The organism is Nevskia soli DSM 19509, assembly GCF_000711955.1.
In the GTDB taxonomy this organism is placed as follows: domain Bacteria; phylum Pseudomonadota; class Gammaproteobacteria; order Nevskiales; family Nevskiaceae; genus Nevskia; species Nevskia soli.
The window spans coordinates 1-19,312 of sequence record NZ_JONR01000030.1 but is presented as its reverse complement, the minus strand read 5'-3'; the positions used below and the strand labels follow the sequence as shown (position 1 = coordinate 19,312).

The 19,312-nt window shown below is 66.9% G+C and carries 17 protein-coding genes; 7 read left to right on the top strand and 10 right to left on the bottom strand.

Annotation, left to right across the window (positions count from 1 at the left end):
* Window positions 1–118 precede the first annotated feature (118 nt).
* The 3 genes from BP26_RS0115875 to ggt all read left to right on the top strand — a co-directional run bounded on the left by BP26_RS0115875 (window position 119) and on the right by ggt (window position 4,150).
* The gene (locus BP26_RS0115875) at window positions 119–1,747 is read left to right on the top strand and encodes an AMP-binding protein (protein WP_029921555.1); all 1,629 of its coding nucleotides are present in this window, start codon (window positions 119–121) and stop codon (window positions 1,745–1,747) included.
* Window positions 1,748–2,053: 306 nt separating this feature from the next.
* Entirely contained in the window at window positions 2,054–2,308 is a 255-nt protein-coding gene (locus tag BP26_RS0115870) for a YfhL family 4Fe-4S dicluster ferredoxin (protein WP_029921554.1), read from the top strand.
* A 123-nt stretch (window positions 2,309–2,431) separates the two neighbouring features.
* Complete coding sequence (gene ggt / locus BP26_RS0115865) at window positions 2,432–4,150, top strand: gamma-glutamyltransferase (RefSeq protein WP_051749045.1); 1,719 nt, start codon at window positions 2,432–2,434, stop codon at window positions 4,148–4,150.
* Window positions 4,151–4,181: 31 nt separating this feature from the next.
* On the opposite strand, the gene BP26_RS0115860 is transcribed toward ggt, so the two are convergent.
* The gene (locus BP26_RS0115860) at window positions 4,182–5,186 is read right to left on the bottom strand and encodes a hypothetical protein (RefSeq protein WP_211254941.1); all 1,005 of its coding nucleotides are present in this window, start codon (window positions 5,184–5,186) and stop codon (window positions 4,182–4,184) included.
* Window positions 5,187–5,271: 85 nt separating this feature from the next.
* Window positions 5,272–6,045, bottom strand: coding sequence for an exodeoxyribonuclease III (xth, locus tag BP26_RS0115855; protein WP_029921551.1), 774 nt, complete (start codon window positions 6,043–6,045; stop codon window positions 5,272–5,274).
* A gap of 153 nt (window positions 6,046–6,198) precedes the next feature.
* Here xth and BP26_RS0115850 point away from each other — a divergent pair, with 153 nt between their 5' ends.
* On the top strand, window positions 6,199–7,131 hold the full coding sequence (locus tag BP26_RS0115850; RefSeq protein ID WP_157572558.1) for a FecR family protein: 933 nt from the start codon (window positions 6,199–6,201) through the stop codon (window positions 7,129–7,131).
* A gap of 103 nt (window positions 7,132–7,234) precedes the next feature.
* Here the strand turns inward: BP26_RS0115850 and BP26_RS0115845 are convergent, their stop codons facing one another.
* Window positions 7,235–7,693: a hypothetical protein gene (locus BP26_RS0115845; protein WP_157572557.1), complete on the bottom strand. Its 459-nt coding sequence runs from the start codon at window positions 7,691–7,693 to the stop codon at window positions 7,235–7,237.
* 89 nt (window positions 7,694–7,782) lie between these two features.
* Here BP26_RS0115845 and BP26_RS0115840 point away from each other — a divergent pair, with 89 nt between their 5' ends.
* Window positions 7,783–9,714: a bifunctional metallophosphatase/5'-nucleotidase gene (locus tag BP26_RS0115840; protein WP_051749044.1), complete on the top strand. Its 1,932-nt coding sequence runs from the start codon at window positions 7,783–7,785 to the stop codon at window positions 9,712–9,714.
* Window positions 9,715–9,790: 76 nt separating this feature from the next.
* On the opposite strand, the gene BP26_RS0115835 is transcribed toward BP26_RS0115840, so the two are convergent.
* Window positions 9,791–10,714, bottom strand: coding sequence for a LysR family transcriptional regulator (locus tag BP26_RS0115835; RefSeq protein ID WP_029921547.1), 924 nt, complete (start codon window positions 10,712–10,714; stop codon window positions 9,791–9,793).
* Window positions 10,715–10,852: 138 nt separating this feature from the next.
* On the opposite strand from BP26_RS0115835, the gene BP26_RS0115825 reads away from it, so the two are divergent.
* Window positions 10,853–11,719 carry an NmrA family NAD(P)-binding protein gene (locus tag BP26_RS0115825; RefSeq protein ID WP_029921546.1) on the top strand — a complete coding sequence of 289 codons (867 nt, stop codon included), beginning with the start codon at window positions 10,853–10,855 and terminating at the stop codon, window positions 11,717–11,719.
* A gap of 43 nt (window positions 11,720–11,762) precedes the next feature.
* On the opposite strand, the gene BP26_RS0115820 is transcribed toward BP26_RS0115825, so the two are convergent.
* From BP26_RS0115820 to BP26_RS0115800, 5 genes are read right to left on the bottom strand one after another with little or no spacing between them, the layout of a single operon-like run.
* Window positions 11,763–12,629: an efflux RND transporter periplasmic adaptor subunit gene (locus BP26_RS0115820; RefSeq protein WP_029921545.1), complete on the bottom strand. Its 867-nt coding sequence runs from the start codon at window positions 12,627–12,629 to the stop codon at window positions 11,763–11,765.
* A gap of 33 nt (window positions 12,630–12,662) precedes the next feature.
* The gene (locus BP26_RS0115815) at window positions 12,663–12,860 is read right to left on the bottom strand and encodes a DUF1656 domain-containing protein (RefSeq protein ID WP_029921544.1); all 198 of its coding nucleotides are present in this window, start codon (window positions 12,858–12,860) and stop codon (window positions 12,663–12,665) included.
* A complete protein-coding gene (locus tag BP26_RS0115810) occupies window positions 12,850–15,036 on the bottom strand; it encodes an FUSC family protein (protein WP_029921543.1) in 2,187 nt (728 codons plus the stop codon). The genes BP26_RS0115815 and BP26_RS0115810 overlap by 11 nt, the downstream gene beginning before the upstream one ends.
* 3 nt (window positions 15,037–15,039) lie before the next feature.
* Complete coding sequence (locus tag BP26_RS0115805) at window positions 15,040–15,573, bottom strand: MarR family transcriptional regulator (protein WP_084183140.1); 534 nt, start codon at window positions 15,571–15,573, stop codon at window positions 15,040–15,042.
* Window positions 15,570–17,027, bottom strand: a complete 1,458-nt coding sequence (locus BP26_RS0115800) for an efflux transporter outer membrane subunit (protein WP_051749043.1) — start codon at window positions 17,025–17,027, stop codon at window positions 15,570–15,572. The genes BP26_RS0115805 and BP26_RS0115800 overlap by 4 nt, the downstream gene beginning before the upstream one ends.
* A gap of 225 nt (window positions 17,028–17,252) precedes the next feature.
* Between BP26_RS0115800 and BP26_RS0115795 the strand changes: the two genes are divergently transcribed.
* Window positions 17,253–18,974, top strand: coding sequence for an FAD-binding protein (locus tag BP26_RS0115795; RefSeq protein WP_029921540.1), 1,722 nt, complete (start codon window positions 17,253–17,255; stop codon window positions 18,972–18,974).
* A 36-nt stretch (window positions 18,975–19,010) separates the two neighbouring features.
* Here BP26_RS0115795 and BP26_RS0115790 read toward each other — a convergent pair.
* Window positions 19,011–19,312: IS110 family transposase (locus BP26_RS0115790; RefSeq protein WP_029921539.1), on the bottom strand; the 302-nt coding region annotated here is incomplete at its 5' end.

The following is a 19,312-nucleotide window of genomic DNA, read 5'->3' as shown; positions in this document are numbered from 1 at the left end:
GCCACAACCGCGCACCAACGGCGCTGCGCGGGGCATGCCGAATCCAACAAATCCAGCCGATGGTGGGGAGAGCAAGGTGAATCAAGCCGAAGGTGAGCGCATCTGGCTGGGCGGGTACATGAAGGGCGTACCCTCGGACATCGATTCCAGCGCCTATGCTTCGCTGGCCCAGGTGCTGGAAGCCAGCTGCGACAAGTTCCGCGAGCTGCCCGCCTTTGAAAACATGGGCGTGTGCCTCAGCTACGACGACATCGACCGCCTGTCGCAGGACTTCGCTTCCTACCTGCAGAACGTGCTGGGCCTGAACAAGGGCGACCGCGTCGCCCTGATGATGCCCAACCTGCTGCAATACCCCGTCGCGGTGTTCGGCGTACTGCGCGCCGGCATGGTGGTGGTCAACGTCAATCCGCTCTACACCCCGCGCGAGCTGGAGCACCAGCTGAAGGACTCGGCGGCGCGCGCCATCGTCATCATCGAAAACGTCGCCATCACCCTGCAGGAAGTGATCGACAAGGTGCCGCTGGAAGCCGTCATCACCACCCAGGTGGGGGATCTGTTCGGCTTCCCCAAGGGCCTCATCACCAACTTCGCCGTGAAGCGGGTGAAGAAGATGGTGCCGGCCTGGAACATTCCGGGTACCGTGCCGTTCCGCACCGCCCTGGCGCGCGGCAAGGCGCAGCCTTATCACCGCGTCACCCTGACGCACGAGGACGTGGCCTTCCTGCAGTACACCGGCGGCACCACCGGCCTGTCCAAGGGCGCCACCCTGACCCACGGCAACATGGTCTCCAACCTGGTGCAGATGCACGCCTGGATCGGGCCGATGCTGAACGAGGGCAAGGACATCGTCGTCACCGCCCTGCCGCTGTACCACATCTTCGCGCTGACGGTGAATTGCCTGCTGTTCCTGCGCGTCGGCGGCAAGAACATCCTCATCGCCAATCCGCGCGACATGCCCGGCTTCGTCAAGGAACTGGCCGCGTCGAAGCTCACCGCCTTCACCGGCGTCAACACCCTGTTCAACGGCCTGCTCAACACACCCGGCTTCGCCGAGGTGGACTTCAAGGCGCTCAAATTCACCGTCGGCGGCGGCGCCGCCGTGCAGCAGGCGGTGGCGGAGAAGTGGCAGAAAGTCACCGGCGTCGCCCTTACCGAAGGCTACGGCCTCAGCGAGACCTCGCCCGGCGTGTGCTTCTCGCCGCTGGACAAGCCCGAGTGGAACGGCAGCATCGGCATTCCGCTGCCTTCGACGTATGTCTCGCTGCGCGATGACGACGACAAGGTGGTGGAGATCGGCAAGCCCGGCGAACTCTGCGTGAAGGGTCCGCAGGTGATGCGCGGCTACTGGAACAAGCCGGAGGAGAACGCCAAGAGCTTCACCGCGGACGGCTACCTGCGCACCGGCGACATCGCCGTGATGGACGAGAAGGGCTACTTCAAGATCGTCGACCGCAAGAAGGACATGATCCTGGTGTCCGGCTTCAACGTCTATCCGAACGAGATCGAGAACGTGGTGGCGCTGCATCCCGGCGTGATGGAAGTGGCGTGCATCGGCGTGCCCGATGCCAAGACCGGCGAGGCGGTGAAGGTGTTCGTGGTCAAGAAGGATCCGAATCTCACCGTCGAGATCCTGCGGGAGCATTGCAAGCATAATCTCACCGGGTACAAGGTGCCGAAGCTGATCGAGTTCCGGGACGGTTTGCCGAAGTCGCCGGTGGGCAAGATACTGCGGCGCGAATTGCGCTGAGCTTTTCGCTGTTCCCCTTCCCCATGAACATGGCGGGGTGAGGAGTGCTTTTCGCCTGATCGAACACGCCCTGCTTCGCCCCCATCGTCATTTCCGAGCAGGCGGGAAGCCAGTTTTGGCGGACTACGTATTTCCGCTGGATTCAAACAAACCCCGAAACTTCCGCGTACGCCGCAGTTTCAAAGCGAAAACGTAGCGCATTGCGGAGGAACGAAAGGCCGAAAGAGCGCCAAATTCAGGCGCATAGCTCCACCCCGGCACCCAGGCGAGCCCCGTAATCCAGCCATCGGTGGCAAAATAACGACCATGGCTCTGAAGATCACCCACGAGTGCATCAACTGCGACGTCTGCGAGCCGGAATGCCCGAACGAAGCCATCTTCCAGGGCATTGAGATTTACCAGATCGATCCAAACCTGTGTACCGAATGCGTCGGCCACTTCGACAAGCCGCAATGTGTCGCGGTCTGCCCGGTGGATTGCATCCCGCTCGATCCGGAGCATCCGGAGACGCAGGAACAGTTGCTGCAGAAATACCGCCGCCTGACGACGCTGACGCGCTGAACCCGTATTGCCGTTTCGCGTGCCTGGCACGTTGAATAAGGGCCTGATAGCGCCAATTTGATCGCAGCGATCAAATTGGCGCTATCAGCTCCTGAGCCGGCCTTGCCAAGGAAAACGATTCGCATGGATGCACCGCTGGAATCCCGCAACGCATCGTACGGCCGCACGCTGGCCGCCGGCCTCTTCATGGTCCTGGCGTTTTCCGCGCAGGCAGCGGGCAAGCCGCCCGGCTTCGCGGTGGCCAGCGCGCATCCCCTGGCGACCGACGCCGGCATCGAAATCCTGCAACAGGGCGGGAACGCCTTCGACGCGGCGGTGGCGGTCAGCGCGGCGCTGGGCGTGGTGGAGCCGTACAGCTCCGGCATCGGCGGCGGCGGCTTCTGGCTGCTGCACCGGGAGCGGGACCGTTTCGAGACCATGGTCGACGGCCGTGAGATGGCGCCGCAGGCGGCGAGCCGCGAGATGTACCAGGACGCGCAGGGGCATGCCATCGCCGACCTGTCGCGCAACGGGCCGATCGCCGGCGGCATTCCGGGTACGCCGGCGGCGCTGGATCACATCGCCGCGCGCTACGGCAAGCTCGGGCTGGCGCGCGACCTGGCGCCGGCGATCCGGCTGGCCCGCGAGGGCTTTCCGCTGGATGCGCGCTTCGCCAAGTTCATCGTGATGGAATCAAAGCGCCTGTCGCCCGCGGCGCGGGCCCTGCTGCTGCCGGACGGCAAGGCCTTGGCGGAAGGCGCGCTGCTGCGCCAGCCGGATCTGGCGGACACGCTGCAACGCCTGGCCGACCAGGGCCGCGACGGCTTCTATAAGGGCGCGACCGCGCAGCAACTGGTGGACGGCGTCCGCGCCGGCGGCGGCATCTGGACCCTGCAGGACCTGGCGGGCTACACGGCGCCGGAGCGCAAGCCGGTAGTGGTGCGCTTCAAGGATTACCGCATCGTCACCGCCCCGCCGCCGTCGGCGGGCGGCGTCGGCCTCGCCGAGATGTTCAACCAGTTGTCGGTGCTGGGCTGGACCGGCAACAACGGCGTGCATTCGCAGCAACTGGTGATCGAAGCGATGCGCCGTGCCTACCGAGATCGCGCCACCTACCTCGGCGATCCCGACTACATCGAGATGCCCCTGCAGCGCCTGGTCTCCCCCGAGTACGGCCGCGCCCTGGCGAAATCGATCCAGCACGATCACGCCACGCCGAGCGTCGACCTGCCGGCGCCGGGGCAGCCGAAGCGGGCCGCCAAGGAGGGCGTCGACACCACGCATTATTCGATCATCGACGGCGAGGGCAACCGCGTCGCCGCCACCGTCACCGTCAACCTGATCTTCGGCTCGGCTTTCCTGGCGCCGGGCACCGGCGTATTCATCAACGACGAGATGGATGATTTCGCCGCCAGCACCACCGACTCCAACGCCTTCGGCCTGATCGGCTCATCGGCCAATGCCGTCGCCCCGGGCAAGCGGCCGCTGTCGACCATGACGCCGAGCTTCGTCGAAGGTCCCAAGGGCGTGTTGGTGGTCGGTACCCCGGGCGGCAGCCGCATCCTGACCATGGTCCTGCTCGGCATGCTCGATTTCTTCCGCGGCGCCGATGCCCAGGCCATCGTCTCCGATCCGCGTTATCACATGCAGTATCTGCCGGACCAGGTGCAGTTCGAGAAGGGCGCCTTCGACGAGCAAGCGCAGGCCGCGCTGGCCGGGATGGGCTACAAGCTGGATGCCCTGAGCAGCAGCTTCGGCAACATGCAGGCAGTGCTGTGGCGGCCGGCGCAGGGCACCTTGCAGGCCGCGGCGGATCCGCGCGGCGTGGGCACCGCGCGGGTGGTGCTGAAGAACGCCAGGTAATGGCCTGGAGGAGCGGCGCGCCAGCCCCGTTTCAGGCCGCCCGGGCTCGCGACGAGGGCTGTCTCGGCCGCGCCTGTTGCGCGCGGCCGAGAATGGCGCGCAACTCCGCTGCCCCCACTACGTGCGGCCGCAGCCGCAAGCCCTCGAAGGAACCGTTCTCGATCATGGCGCCGATGCGCGCCAGGTTGGCCTGCACGTTTTCGCGGTACGGGTTACGGCCGCCGAAGTGTGCTTCCAGGTAGCGGTAAGCGCCGCCGAAGTACCCGTCGAGGCGCTCTTGCCAAAGCTTGTGGTTGTAGTCCGGAGTACGTTCCAGCAGTTCGGTGACCGAGCTGTAGATCGGTGTCGGGCCGCCTTCCTTGCGTATTCCGGCCAGTCCGCAGAACTCGAATTCGCGGTACAGGTAATCGCGGCACTTCTCCAGGTAACAGCGATCCGCCGTCTGGGCCAGCACGTCGGCGGTCCCGAGCAGGAAGCCCAGCATGCGATCGTGCGGATGCGGCACATCGATGCGGTCGAGCGCGATCTCGTAGCCGGTGAAGTGCACTACCCGGCTGGCGAGGTCGGCTTCCGCGGCATAGCCGATCTGCGGCAGGTAGTGCATGAGGAATTCGGCGCTGCGCTTGACGTGGGTCAGGGTGAACTCGGCGCCGTTGCTGGCCGCGTCGCCGGCGTGGCGGATGTAGCCGGCGTCATGGAACAGGGCGATGACCACCCCCAGCACCGCGCGGCGCGGGCCCAGCCGACTGCCCGCCGCGACGCTGCGGTCATGGCCGTCGAGCAGGCGCGCCATGGCCAGGGCGCAATCCAGGCTGTGCTGCGCATCGTGGTACCAGGTGTCGCAGCCGAAATAGCCCGGGAGCCAGCCGGCATAGAGCTCGCCGAAGGTGGTGAAGGCGTGATCCAGCGGCTTGAGATCGATGCCCGGGTAGCGCGCCTGCAAAATCGCGCCCACCGCGGCGCAGACCTCCGCCGGGTGGGAAATACAGACGCGGTCGGTCACATCGTAGTGATTACGGCGATGGGGGACAGGCATGCCTGGCGAGATGAAAGTACTGTGACGCATGCCCCACATATTAGAGCTGCGCACCGGTGGTGCAAGGCGGCTACTGTGAGCCACATCACGTTTTAGGGGTGAACTCCGCCGTAACGGGCGTATGGTCCGATGGGCGGTCATTACGCCGTGGGGTGACATCGATCACACAATTGCGGCAATCCTGCGCCAGAGCCGTCGAGGCCAGCACGTGATCGATGCGCAGGCCCAGGTTGCGACGGAAACCCGCCTGGCGGTAGTCCCACCAGGAAAAGCTCTGCGGTTCCTGCGGGAACAGCCTGAAACTGTCCTTCAGCCCCAGCCCCAGCAAGCCCTGGAAGGCGGCGCGCTCCGGTTCGCTGCACAGCACCTGGCCGGCCCAGGCGGCGGGATCATGCACATCCTCGTCGGCGGGGGCGATGTTGTAGTCGCCGGTCACCGCCAGGCGCGGATGGGCCGCCAGCTCGGCGCGCAGATAACCGTGCAGGGCTTCGAGCCAGCGCAGCTTGTAGGCATATTTGTCGGAGCCCACGGCCTGGCCGTTGGGGACGTAGAGGTTGACCACGCGCACCCCGTTCACGGTGGCGGCGATGACGCGCTTCTGTTCGTCGTCGAAGCCCGGCAGGTCGCGGCTGACCTCGGCCAGCGGCTCACGGGCCAGCAGGGCCACGCCGTTGTAGGTCTTCTGGCCGTTATGGGCGCAGTACCAGCCTGCCGCCTCGATTTCCGCGGCCGGGAAGGCTTCGTTGGTGAGCTTGGTTTCCTGGATGCCGATGACGTCCACCGGGTTGTCGCGCAGCCAGTCGAGCAGTTGCGGCAGACGGACCTTGAGCGAGTTCACATTCCAGGTGGCGATTTTCATGGAGGCGGATTTTTCAGGTAGTCGGACAATGTAAAGGATGCAATCCGGGCCGGCTATTGTGACCCGGTGCGCAGCCAAAGTTGCCTGATCCGGGTGATGCTGGGATGATTCGAGTCAGGGGTTGCACAAATATCAATTGGGGTGGGGGCTATCATGCGTTTTCCAGTGTTTGCTTTGGCGTTCGCCCTGGCGGCGCTCGCACCGGTTTCGGCTTTTGCGCAGGCCGCCGTGCCTGCCGGCACCGTCGGACTGCTCAACGGCCAGGCCCAGGCCACCGGGCTGAATACGCCGGCGCATGCCCTGGCCAAGGGTGATCCGGTCTACGGCGGCGACATCGTCGAGACCCGTGCCAGCAGCTACACCATGATCCGTTTCACCGACCAGGGCTCGGTGTTGCTGCGGCCGAACAGCAAGTTCCAGGTGGAGAAGTACCAATATGGTGCGGCAACTTCATCTGCCCCGACCGCAGCGGCTGCGCCCGGCGCTCCCGCGCCGGTGGCGCCGTTGCAGGCCGCCACGGCCGCCACGCAGCCGGATTCCAGCTTCTTCCGCCTGCTCAAGGGCGGCCTCCGCGCGGTCAGCGGCCTGGTAGCCCACGCGGACTACAGCCACTACCTGATGAGCACGCCGGTGGCGACCATGGGCATCCGCGGAACCGATTACGAAATCGCCATGTGCGAGGACGCCTGCCTCACCGATCCGACGGTGCTGAACTCGATCCCGCCGAACAAGACCGTGGCCGGCTCCGTGGTCAGCGGCGTCAACGAAGGCCAGATCGTGGTCACCTCCTTCACCGGCAACTCGATCACCCTGGGGCCCGGCCAGTACGCCATCACCCTGGCCGACGGCACCCAGTACCTGCTCAATGGCATACCGGCCTTCCTCAATAGCAGCGCCGCGGCGGGCGGAACCGGCGTGGCCGCGGGCGGCGCCACCGCCGCTTCGGCTGCGGCCGGCGGCAGCGTGCTGGTCGCCGCGGGCAGCGCCGCTGCGATCGCCGCCATCATCGGCGTGGTGGTCAGCTCTTCCAGCGACAACGGCACCACCGCCACCACCACGACATCCACCACGCCCGCCGGGCGCTGATCGCCCGGGCGGCAATGTAGCGGCCGCAGTCGCCACGCGACTGCGGCTTTTTTATTTATCTGGGTGTCGCCGTCGGGTGGTGAGTCGGCGCGCAGGGAATGACTCAGCCGGGCTTGGCCGGCGCTGCGCCCAGCAGCTCATGCCTGCGGTTGCCCAGGTTCGCGCAGGGCACGCCGACCAGTTCGCAAAGTTGCGCGTCCGTGACGTGCAGTTGCTGTTGCAACTGCAGCGCCTCTCCCAGAAGCGTGTGCGCGGCCAGGTCGGCCGGCGCGTCGCCCTGCTGCCCCACCATGTCGGCATGTACCCAGCCGGTATAAAGCGCGCCCAGGCGAAACCAGTCGCGCTGCGCAATGCCGGCGGATGCGTTGAATGCCTTGGACTGGGCGACATAGCGCACGCAATCCGCATACGTTTGCGATTCCTCGTGGAAGCGTTCCTGGCAGGGCGTCGCCGCATCGCGGCCGGCGCGTAGCGCCGCCAGCTGCTCCGGCTGTGGCCGGGAGCAGGCGCTGCCGCCCAGCAGCAGCGTGGCCAGGATCACCCGCCCCGGAGCTGTCAACAATCTGAAACGCCGGCGCAACCTGTCGCAACTAAGGTGAGGCCCAGGAAGGAATCCGCTCATATCCATGAGTCCATCGGGAAGGGGAAACCATGCGATTTAAACACCTGGTCATTACACTTTTCAGCGCCTGTGCCGCCAGCGGCCTGCTCGCCGGCTGCAACAACGATGATAACGGCGGTTCGAGCTCGAGCAGCTCAAGTTCCAGCAGCTCCAGTGGTTCCAGTTCAAGCAGTTCCAGCTCAGGCGGTTCCAGCAGCTCGGGCTCCGGTAGCAGTTCCGGCAGCTCCAGCGGCGCCGCCGCTTCGGCCACGGTCCGCGTCATCGCCTTCAACGACTTCCACGGCTATATCGATTCGCCTGGCCTGGTGTCGGTGACCGATCCGACCAACTCCGCCAAGACCATCAAGGAGCCCCTGGGCGGCGCTCCCTACTTCGCCACCCTGGTGCAGCAGCTCAAGGCGCAGAACCCGCTCAACATCGTGGTCGGCGCCGGCGACATGGTCGGTGCCAGCCCGCTCGATTCGGCCCTGTTCCACGACGAGCCCACGATCCAGGCGCTGAGCCAGATCGGCCTGGAATTCACCTCGGTCGGCAACCACGAGTTCGACCGGGGCCAGGCCGAGTTGCTGCGCAAGCAGAACGGCGGCTGCTACAAGGGCGGCACCGTGGGTGGCGACACCTGTCTGATCAATGGCTCCTTCTCCGGCGCGAGCTGGAAGTACCTCGCCGCCAACGTCATCGACAACACCACCGGCAAGACCCTGTTTCCGCCCTATGCTATCAAGCAGTTCGACGTCGGCGGCGGCAAGAAGGTCGGCATCGCCTTCATCGGCCTGGTGCTGAAGGAAACGCCGGCCCTGGTCACCGCGTCCGGTGTGGCCAACCTCACCTTCACCGATGAAGCGGCGGCGGCCAACGCCCTGATTCCGGAAATCCAGAAGCAGGGCGTCAACGCCATCGTGGTGCTGATCCACCAGGGCCTGTTCACCAGCGTCGGCTTCGACGACAAGAGCTGCGCCGGCGCCAATGGCGATCTGCTGTCGATCCTCGACAAGCTCGACCCGTCGATCCCGCTGGTGATCAGCGGCCACACGCACTGGTCCTACATCTGCCCGCTGGGACAGGGCGCCGCCACTTCCAAGGTGTTCTACACCAGCGCCGGCAAGTACGGCTCATACATCACCGCCCTGGACCTGACGCTCGACACCGCCAGCGGCAAGGTCACCGGCATCGCCGCCGACAACAAGCTGGTGGTCAACGACAGCGCCACCAACCCGGCGCCGACGGCGTATCCGACGCTGACGCCGGACGCGGCCATCGCCGCGCTGGTCAACCAGTACGACACCGCCTCCGCCGCACTGGTGAACAAGGTGGTCGGCACCGTCACCGCCGACTTCACCACCACGGGTGAAAGCGTCTCCTCCGGCAAGGCCGGCGAATCGCCGCTGGGCGACATCATCGCCGACTCGCAGCTGGCGGCTTCGCAGGCCGATCCGAGCCCGGCGGTGATCGCCTTCATGAACCCGGGCGGCATCCGCAACAGCCTGTTCTTCAACCCGGCCAGCGCCGGCATTCCCGCCAGCGCCGGCATCCAGAACGGGCAGATCACCTACGGCGAGACCTACAACGTGCAGCCGTTCGGCGACATCCTCACCGACCTCGACCTCACCGGCGACCAGATCTACACCCTGCTCGGTCAGCAGTGGGTGGGCCAGACCTCGCCGAAGATCCTGGAAGTGTCGAAGGGCTTCACCTACACCTGGGACAACAGCAAGGCCGACGGCACCAACAAGGTGGTGGACGGCAGCGTCAAGCTCAACGGCGTGGCCATCGACAAGACCAAGACCTACCGCGTCGAAGCCAACAACTTCATCGCCGGCGGCGGCGACGGCTTCACCATCATGACCCAGGGCAAGAACCTCTACACCGGTCCGGTCGACGTCGATGCCTTCGTCGCCTATATCAAGGCCAACTCGCCGCTGACCCCGGCCGCGCCGAACCGCATCACGCGCCTGAACTGAGCCGCTTCAACGCAGCGATTGAACGCCCGCCCCGCGCGGGCGTTTTTTTGCCTGCGATGCGGCGGGTGAGCGCACCCTAGCTGGAGATTCCACGCCGCTCCCGCATCATGATTTCCAGGCAGAACTCGACGAAGGTCCGCACCTTCGCCGCGCGATGCAGCCGCGAGGGGTAGATCGCATACAGCGGAAAGCGCTCGTCCGCCCATTCCGGAAACAGCTCGACCAGGCGACCGCTTTCGAGCAGATGCTCGCAGCCCAGCTCCAGGATCTGTGCGATGCCCGCACCGGCTTCGCAGGCGCCGAGCAGCGTGCCCGAATCCGAGACCAGCAGGCGCCCCTTGACCCGCAGCGGCAGCACCTCTTTCTTGCGCTGTACTTCCCAGTCATACGGCCTTGCATGGGCCGCATCGTAGAAGTCGATGCATGCGTGTGTTTCAATGTCCCTGGGATGCCGTGGCCGTCCATGGGCCTTGATGTAGCCGGGAGAAGCCACCGTGATCACCCGCGTCTCCACCAGTTTGCGGGCGACGAACGAGCCCACCGGCGGTTCGCCGAAACGCAGGGCCAGGTCGAAGCCGTCGGCGACCAGATCGCCCACCGAGTCGCGCATGATCAGCTCGAGCGAAACCTCCGGGTAGCGGGCCAGGAACGCCGCGAGGTGACCCGACAGGATGATGCGCGAGAAGAACGGATCGATGTTGACCCGCAGCCGTCCCCGCACCGTGCTGGTGGAACCGGAGGCCTCGATGGCCGCCTCCTCGATGCCGGCGAGATGCGGCCCCACCTGCTCGTAGAAACGCCGCCCCTCGTCGGTCAGCGACAGCGAGCGCGTGGTTCGCGCCAGCAGCCTGGCGCCCACGCGTTGCTCCAGGCGCGCCAGCGCGCGGCTCACGCCGGACGGCGACAGCCCCAGCGCCTCGGCCGCCCGCGCGATGGTGCCCGCCTCGACCACGGCCATCAGCACCGTCACCCCGGACAACAGCTTGCCGTCGAAAGCCATGTCCCCTCCGGACCATTACTGAGTTTAAATCATTACTGCATATACATAAGCGCTATTGAAGCATGAATGACCGGATGGGATATTGCCACCCACTTCGCCGCCGGGCGGATCGCCACGAACACCAAGAGAGCAATGCCCATGTACGTAATCACTGGAATCACCGGACAAGTCGGGGCCGCGGTCGCCCGCGGCCTGCTTTCAGCCCACCAGCCGGTCCGCGCCGTGGTGCGCGACCGCGCCAAAGGCGCGGCCTGGGCGCAGCTCGGCTGCGACCTCGCCGTCGCCGATCTCACCGATGTGGACGCCCTCACCGCGGCCTTCGAGGGAGCGGAAGGCGTCTTCGCCATGCTGCCGCCGGTGTTCGATCCGGCGCCGGGATTTCCCGAAGCGGTGCGTTTCATCGAGGCCCTGCACGCGGCGCTGGTCCGCGCCAAACCCAGGAAGATCGTGGTCCTGTCGACCGTCGGCGCCGACGCGCCGCAACCGAACCTGCTCAATGCGCTGGGCCTGCTGGAGCGGGCGCTTTCCGATCTGCCGCAGCCGGTCACCTTCCTGCGCGCGGCCTGGTTCATGGAAAACGCCGCCTGGGATATCGCCTCGGCCAGGAGCGGCGTGATCCAGAGCTACCTGCAGCCACTCGACCGTCCCATCCCGATGATCTCGACGGATGACGTCGGCCGCACCGCCGCCACGCTGCTGCAGGACCGTTGGGAAGGCCGCCGCGTAGTCGAGCTGGAAGCCGCGCAGCGCGTCTCGCCGAACCTCCTCGCGGCGGCGTTCGCCAAGGCGCTCGGCCACCCGGTGCGGGCGGAAGCCGTGCCGCGCGAGCAGTGGGAATCCATCTTCCGCGGCCAGGGCATGCGGAACCCAGCGCCGCGCATGCAGATGATCGACGGCTTCAGCGCCGGCTGGATCGACTTCAAGGATCGCGGCGCGCACGCCCGCAAGGGCGCCATCGGCATCGACCAGGCCATCGCCACCCTGATCCAGCGGGAGCGCGGCTGATCGATGCGGGCCGGCCGGTGCCCTGAGCGCCGGCCGTCTCCGCTCAGTCGTGCGGCTTGACGATCACCGTGCAGGTCATGCCCGAGGCCAGCACCACGCCGTCGGGAATCTGGTCGAAGGCGATACGTACCGGTACGCGCTGCGCCAGCCGCACCCAGTTGAAGGTCGGGTTGACGTCGGCCAGCAGGCGCGGCCCGCTGGGGTTGTCGCGGTCGGTGATGCCGCGCGCCAGGCTCTCGACGTGGCCGCGCAGGATCGGGCCGCCGCTCATCAGGTGGATGCTCACCGCATCGCCCACATGCAGGCGCGGCAGCTTGGTCTCCTCGAAGTAGCCGTTGATGCGGAACGAGTGGCTGTCGATCACCGCCAGCAGCGCCCGGCCGGCGGTGGCGTAGTCGCCGGGATGCACGTCGAGGTTGGTGACGTAGCCGTCCACCGGCGCCAGCACCTCGGTCCGCTGCAGGTTCAGCGCCGCCGTGTCGCGCGCCGCCTGCGCTTCCTGGTACAGCGCCGCCGCGGCACTGGCCGAGGAAGCGGAGGATTCCTGGCTTTCGCTCGACACCACCACGCCGGAGAGGGTGGCGCGCCGCGCCGCTTCGCGGCGCTTCAGGTCGTAGTCGGCCTTGCGTGCGTCCACCGCGGCGTTGGCCTGGACCAGGGCGATGCGGTAGCGCTCGGCGTCGATGTGGAACAGCACATCGCCCTTGTGCACCAGCTGGTTCTCCAGCACCGGCACGTCCACCACGATGCCGGAGACGTCCGGCGCCACGCTGATCACGTCGGCGCGGATGCGGCCGTCGCGCGTCCAGGGCGAGTACATGTAGTGCCGCCACAGCGCGATCGCCACCAGTGCGGCGATGGTGAAGATGGCGGCGGTCAGTACGTAGCGCAGCAGGGATTTCGCGTTCATCGGAAGTCTCGGAATGACAGCTTGGGAGTGCGGTTAATAGAGGAACAGGCCCATCGCGCCGAACAGGCAGACGAACAGGCTGAAGCGGAACAGGGACGGGTGCCACACGTGGGCATAGAAGCCGAGCCGCCCCAGCACCGAGTCGAGCAGCCATTGCAGGCCGAAGGCCAGCAGGAACATCGGCAGCAGGGTCGGCATGAAGAAGCCGAACAGTTCGATCTCACGCGGCATGGGAAGCTCCGGGTGCGGCAATGGCTGGGTTCTCGACCGCCGATAGCGCGCGGAAGGTTTCGTCGTCGAGCAGCAGGGTGCGAAGCAGGTGCAGGCCGACGCGCCCGCGCCTGAGGCCAGTGCGCTCGGCCGTGTCGATGCCCTCGGCCTGCATTGCCGTTTCAATCCGGTCGGTGGCGCGGGTCACGCCTTCCAGCGCCTGTCGCCGCAGCTGCTCCGACGGCTTTTCGAACAGCCGCGCCAGGCCGCGTATGCAGGCATTCAACGCGGCACGGCTGCCCACCGAGAGCGTGCCGATGGCCGCGGCCTCGCGCAGGTCGATGATGGCGTGGCCGGTTTCCAGCACCGAGAGGGTGCGGCCGAGCAGTTGCCGGTCCTCGCCGCCGACGCGGTCGGCGCCGGCCAGCAACTGGCCGAGCAGGTCGCGCGTGCTGTTCTCGAAGCGGTGGCGCAGGCCGCCCAGCCCGCCGAAACATGCCATCAGCACCTGCCGGCGCAGGCTGCGCACCAGGTGCCGGCGCAGGCGGCGGCTGTCGACCGGCACCAGCAGGGCGAATACCAGGGCGGCGACGCTGGCGCCGAGCAGCGAGGCGAAGCCGTCATTGAGTATCGGCAACGGGTCGAAGCGCGTCACGTTTTCCACGCCGATGATGTTGCCGAACATGATGCTGTAGCCGACTCCGATGCCGGCGGTTTTCGGATTGGTGACCAGCTTGATGCCGACCATGATGAAAGGCGTCATGCCGGCGGCCAGGAGCAGAAAGCCGTCGAGTTGCGGCAGCACCAGCAGGCCGCAGATGAAGGCGGCGAGCAGGCCCCAGACGAAGCCGATGCTGAGGCCGCGCAGCGCCAGCACCGGCGCCGGTGCGGAGGCGAACAGGCAGCAGAAGACGCAGGCGATGGTGGCGGCGCCGGCGCCGCTGGGCCAGGCCGTGGCGATCCAGAAGGCGCTCAGCGACAGCAGCGCCACCACGGCGCGCGCGCCGCTGAGCGCGGCGGTGATCCAGTCGGCATGCGCCACGTACGGCGGCGCCGGCTTGTGCGCGCGCGTGCCCGGGCGCGCCAGCGCGACGTAGCTCACCGTGTACTCGTGCATTTCCTCGGTGAAGCGCTGCAGCAGCTCGGCGGCACTGTCGAAGTCGAGCAGCTCCGTTGCATCGGCCGTGTGTTCCAGCGCAGCGCGCGCTGCGGCGATCCGCCGCGGCAGATCGTCGCGGAAGGCCGCGATGCGCTGCACCAGCGGCGCCGCTTCGGCGGCGGTCGCCGGCATCACGCCTTCCTCCGGCATCAGCTCGATGGCCAGCGCTTCATACAACGCTGCCAATCTTTGCAGTGCGTGATGGCACTCGCGCCGCCGCAGGCGCTGCATCGTCTGGTGCAGCATGTGGATGCTGGTGGTGCTGGACATATAGCCGGCATTGAGCAGGCGCAGGCGATCGCTGCGCACCCGCGCGTCCGGACTTTCGAAATAGGCGGCATCGCGCTGCGCCTCCAGGGCGATGACGTTGGCGACGAAATGGTCGTGCGAGCGCTCCATGCTGCCGTGGTCGAGCCGGCCGCGCAGCGCGCCGGTGACGAAACCGAGGAATTCGCGGTAGCTGCCGCGGATCATCGTTACCAGTCCGGCGCCGAGCGCCTGCGGCAGCACCAGGTCGGTGACCACACCGGCGCAGAGGATGCCAAGCATCACTTCGGAGACGCGGAACACGGCGGTGTTGAAGACCGTCTCCGGGTGCAGCGCGGAAGGGAAGCCGATCAGGCAGGCGGTGTAGCCGGCGAGGACGAAGGCGTAGGCGCGGAAGTTGCGATACAGCGCCGCGCCGGCGGTGCACAGGCCCACCCACAAGGACAGCGCGGCGAGGAACAGCTCGCGCTGCTGCGCGAACAGGCCCACCAGCAGCAGGGTGGCGAGACTGCCGGCGATGGTGCCGAGCGCGCGGTAGAAGCTCTTCGCCAGCACCAGGCCGGTCTGCGGCTGGGCCACGATGAATACCGTCAACATGGAGCTGCGCGGTGAATCGAAGCCGAGGCGGAAGGCGATCCACAGCGCCAGCAGCGCGGCGAAAGTGGTCTTGGCGACGAAGATCCAGCCGGGCACTTCGCTGCCGACCCAGACGCGCCAGGCATCGCGCCAGGCCGCGCCGGACCAGCCCGCGACGGAGGGAGTGGCCGACATGTCCTACTCGTCCAGCCTGGACAGCGGCCGCCGCAACAGGCCGGTGACCTGCCGCAACTCGGCCTGGCTCAGCTGGCCGTAGACCTTGTCCAGCGCCTGCCAGATCTTCGGCTGGAACTGCTCAACCAATCGCTCGCCCTTCGGAGTCAGGCGCAACACCACGCGGCGCCGGTCCTCGACGCTGGGGTAGCGCTCGATCAGGCCCATGCGCAACAGCTCGTCGCAGATGCGGGTGACGTTGGTCGGCTTCTCGCCGGTGGCGTTGCTCAGTTCGGACGGCGTCAGCGTCTGTTCCTCCGAGCCATACATCATCATCAATGCGGTATAGGTGACGTAGTTGAGTTCGTACGGTTTCAGCACCGCGTTGCAGATATCGGTCTGCAATTTCTGCATGTGGGTGATGAGGCGCGCCAGCCGGGCGTGTTCCAGCGGATAGCCGGGCAGGCGCTGCCGCGTGATCTCGATGCGATGCTCGACGTCGCTGAAGCTGTCTTCCCGGGCGCCGGAATGCCGGCCCGGATCGTCGTCGCCGTTCATGGGTTCACCTGCTGTGTCTGCGCGGTCTGATTTGGAGCCGGCACCGTTTCCTTGAAGCCGCCGCCCAGTGCCTTCATCAGCGCCGCGTAGGTTTCCAGCTGGCGCGCCACCAGCTGCGCGCGGTTGCGCTGCTGCACCAGAAGTTCGGCCTGGGTGTTGAGCACGCTGAGGTAGTCGGTGAGGCCGGCGCGGAAGCCCTGTTGCGCCTGCTGGTCGGCGATCGTGGCCGAGGCCAGGGCGGCGTCGGTCCGTTCTAGTTGCCGGTCCAGCGAGCGCAGGCTGGTCACCTGGTCCGCCACCTCGTGCACGGCGTTGAGCACCGCGCTGTTGTAGGACTCCACGGCCACGTCATAGGCGGCGCTCTGCGCGCGCAGGTTGCCGCGCAGCCGGCCGCCCTCGAAGATCGGCAGGCTGATCGCCGGGCCGAACTCGCCGGTGGCGTTCTCGCCGGTGAACATGCGGGTGAAGCCGAAGCTGGCCACGCCGCCGGCGGCGACGAGGTTCACGTCCGGATAGAAGCGTGCCTTTGCCACCGCAATGTCCTTGCCGGCCGCTTCCACGCGCCAGCGCTGCGCCACGATGTCCGGGCGATGGCCCAGCAAGCCGGCCGGCAGGTTTGCCGGCAGCCCGGCGCCGTGCTCCAGCTTGAGCACGGGACGGGCGATACGCTCGCCGTCGCCGGGGCCCTTGCCCTGCAGCGCCGCCAGCTGGTTGCGCAGCAGGTCGGTGGACTCGTCGATGCGCTCGATCTGCGCCTGCGACTCCGGCAGCACCGTCGTCGCCTGGCTGATCTCCAGCTGCGTGCCGATGCCGGCCTTGTAGCGGCGTTTGGCGATGTCCAGCACCTTCTGCTGACGCTGCAGGTTGGCCGTGGCCACGTCGCGCAGCATGTATTGCGCGGCGAGCTGCACATAAGCTTGCGTCACCGCGCTGGCCAGGGAGAGCTGCGCGGCGCGCGCCTCCACTTCGGCGGCGTGCAGGCTGTCCAGCGCGCCTTCCATCGCAGCGCGGTCCTTGCCCCACAGATCGAGGTCGTAGGAGATCTTCAGCAGCGCGCTGTTCTCCCAGTAGGTATAGGCCTCGGGGATGTCGACGGGGAAGGCGCCGTGGGTCTGGTAAGTGCGGTCCAGCTCCACCGCGCCATCGACGCGCGGCAGGGTGCCGGCGCGGGCGATTGCGGCGAGCCCGGTGGCCTGCCCGACGCGGGCGCGGGCGCTGCGCAGGCCGGGGTTGCCGGCGATGGCCTGGGCGACCAGCTGGTTCAGTTGTGGATCGCCGTAGGCCTGCCACCAGGCCTCGGCCGGCCACGCCGCATCGGCGCGTGCCTTCAGCACCGCGCCGGGATCGAGTGCCTGCGGATCCAGCTGCCGTGATTGCGGTGCGATGCCCGAGAAATCGGCGCACGCGGCCAGCGCGAAGCTCAGTGCGGCGGTGATGGCGTGGCGAAATTTCATACGGCTATCAATATCCCATATAAAAATAATCCATTAGTGAAATATTAAAACGACTGCCTGAAAAAAGCAATCCGGGGAATGGGTCGGAATCCCGCGGCGGCGCCAGCCCTGATCAGCCTCCTTCCGCCAACACGGCTGGAGCGGCGTCGTCCGTCAGGACGACGCGCGTTCTCCGTTGACGGTGCGATGGTGCAAGCTTCGCACCGCATGCAGAGGAAGAAGACGATGAGCACCGACGCCCCGCATGGCGCCGAATGGGGGCTGCAGATCGAAGCGCCGCTGCGCCTGGCCGACCCGGATCGCCACTCCTGGGACGAGAGCGCCGACCTCGTGGTGGTCGGCCTGGGCGGCGCCGGCGTGGCCGCGGCCCTGGAAGGCGTGGAGAGGGGGCTCAAGGTGATCGCCCTCGACCGTTACGACGGCGGCGGTTCCAGCGCCGCCAACGGCGGCATCTACTACGCCGGCGGCGGCACCGCCATCCAGCGCGAGGCGGGCGAGCAGGACTCGGTGGAGGAGATGTACAAGTACCTGCACATCGAGGTCGGCGGCGTGGTCGCAGACCAGACCCTGCGCAACTTCTGCGAGGAAAGCGTGGCGACGGTGGACTGGATGCTCGGCCATGGCGTCAAGCTCAACGCCAAGGTGTGGAAGGAGAAGACCTCCTACCCGCCGCTCGATTATTTCCTCTACCACCCGGACAGTTCCTTGGCCGCGCCCTACGCGCGGCGTGCCAAGCCGGCCGCGCGCGGTCACCGCGTGTTCGTCAGCAACGGCAAGAAGGCCTGGGGCCTGGGTTTCGGCATCTATGAACCATTGCGCGACGCCGCACTCAAGCGCGGCCTGAGCTTCCACAAGTACGCCGAGGTGCGGCAACTGGCGCTGGATGCCTCCGGCCGCGTGGTCGGCGTCAAGGCCTTGCAGATTCCCGCCGGCAGCCCGGAAGCGCAGCGCTTCGGCCGCTATATCGCCCAGGCGGCCAAATGGATCGCGGCCCTGCCGCCGAGCTTCCCCCTGGCCTGGTTCACCTACGCCATCGGCAGCTGGTACCTGCGGCGCGCCCAGGCCATCGAGGCGGCGCATCGGCAGCCGCGCTGGTTCCGTGCCGCGCGCGGCGTGGTGCTGTCCGCCGGCGGCTTCATCATGAATCCCGCCATGGTCAGGCACTACGCCGAGCCGTATTCCAGCGGCCTGCCCAACGGCACCCTCGGCGACAACGGCAGCGGCCTGGTGCTCGGCGCCTCCGCCGGCGGCAAGCTCGACCTGATGAACCGCATCAGCGCCTGGCGCTTCATCAACCCGCCCAAGGCCTGGGCCCAGGGCATGATGCTCAACCAGCGCGGTGAGCGCTTCGTCAACGAAACCCTCTACGGCGCCTCGCTCGGCGACGCCATCGTCGAAAAGCAGAACGGCAAGGCCTGGATCGTGCTCGACGCGCGCCTGCGCAAGCAGGCCTTCGAACAGGCCAAGGATCCGAAGATCGTGCCGTTCCAGCGCGACGTGGCCATGCTCAACCTGATGTTCAATTGCCGCAAGGCGCCGACGCTGGATGCGCTGGCCGGCAAGATCGGCTTCGACCGTGACACCCTGCGCCGCACGGTCGACAGCTACAACACCTATGCCCGCGGTGAGCAGCCCGATCCGCTGGAGAAGCGCCCCGATGAAATGGCGCAGATCGGCGAGGGCCCGTACTACGCCATCGATGCGTCCATCGACAGCCGCTTGTTGCCGATGGCGACGATGACCGTCGGCGGATTGAAAGTGGATGAGGGGGGCGGGATGGTGCTGGATGCCGGCGGCAAGGCCATTCCCGGTTTGTATGCCGCAGGGCGTAATGCGGTGGGTATCTGCTCCAATATCTACGTCAGTGGATTGTCGTATGCGGATTGCATTTATTCGGGGCGGCGGGCGGCGCGGCATGCGGCCGCGCTCGTGACAACCGGCGCGTAATGTCCGTTCTGTCATCCTGAGATTCTATGGTTTTGGTCAAACTGCCAAGAGCACCTGAGGATTGAAGGAAGTGTGGTGTCGGTGGATGGACCAGGCGATGCGGGCGATCTTGCGAGCCAGGATGACCAGGGCGGCGGTTGTGGAGAGGCCTTTTGCGCGCTGGCGCTGGTAGAAAGGCCTCCAGGTTTTGGTTTTTGCGGCGGACATGGCGGCGTTGTAGAGCAGCCGGCGCAATTCTGCGGGGCCACGTTTGGACAGGCGCCGGCGGCCGGATTTCTGGCCGGAATCCATTGGCCGGGGATCCAGGCCGGTATAGGCCACAAAGGCATCGGCATTGC

Excerpts from the sequence above, each read along its gene's own strand:
- BP26_RS0115810 (WP_029921543.1), bottom strand. The coding sequence starts at position 15,036 with ATGTCGGCCACTCCCTCCGTCGCGGGCTGGTCCGGCGCGGCCTGGCGC.
- BP26_RS0115805 (WP_084183140.1), bottom strand. The coding sequence starts at position 15,573 with ATGAACGGCGACGACGATCCGGGCCGGCATTCCGGCGCCCGGGAAGAC.
- BP26_RS0115875 (WP_029921555.1), top strand. The coding sequence starts at position 119 with ATGAAGGGCGTACCCTCGGACATCGATTCCAGCGCCTATGCTTCGCTG.
- BP26_RS0115815 (WP_029921544.1), bottom strand. The coding sequence starts at position 12,860 with ATGCCGCGTGAGATCGAACTGTTCGGCTTCTTCATGCCGACCCTGCTG.
- BP26_RS0115850 (WP_157572558.1), top strand. The coding sequence starts at position 6,199 with ATGCGTTTTCCAGTGTTTGCTTTGGCGTTCGCCCTGGCGGCGCTCGCA.
- BP26_RS0115840 (WP_051749044.1), top strand. The coding sequence starts at position 7,783 with ATGCGATTTAAACACCTGGTCATTACACTTTTCAGCGCCTGTGCCGCC.
- xth (WP_029921551.1), bottom strand. The coding sequence starts at position 6,045 with ATGAAAATCGCCACCTGGAATGTGAACTCGCTCAAGGTCCGTCTGCCG.
- ggt (WP_051749045.1), top strand. The coding sequence starts at position 2,432 with ATGGATGCACCGCTGGAATCCCGCAACGCATCGTACGGCCGCACGCTG.
- BP26_RS0115800 (WP_051749043.1), bottom strand. The coding sequence starts at position 17,027 with ATGAAATTTCGCCACGCCATCACCGCCGCACTGAGCTTCGCGCTGGCC.
- BP26_RS0115825 (WP_029921546.1), top strand. The coding sequence starts at position 10,853 with ATGTACGTAATCACTGGAATCACCGGACAAGTCGGGGCCGCGGTCGCC.
- BP26_RS0115835 (WP_029921547.1), bottom strand. The coding sequence starts at position 10,714 with ATGGCTTTCGACGGCAAGCTGTTGTCCGGGGTGACGGTGCTGATGGCC.
- BP26_RS0115795 (WP_029921540.1), top strand. The coding sequence starts at position 17,253 with ATGAGCACCGACGCCCCGCATGGCGCCGAATGGGGGCTGCAGATCGAA.
- BP26_RS0115870 (WP_029921554.1), top strand. The coding sequence starts at position 2,054 with ATGGCTCTGAAGATCACCCACGAGTGCATCAACTGCGACGTCTGCGAG.
- BP26_RS0115820 (WP_029921545.1), bottom strand. The coding sequence starts at position 12,629 with ATGAACGCGAAATCCCTGCTGCGCTACGTACTGACCGCCGCCATCTTC.
- BP26_RS0115860 (WP_211254941.1), bottom strand. The coding sequence starts at position 5,186 with ATGCCTGTCCCCCATCGCCGTAATCACTACGATGTGACCGACCGCGTC.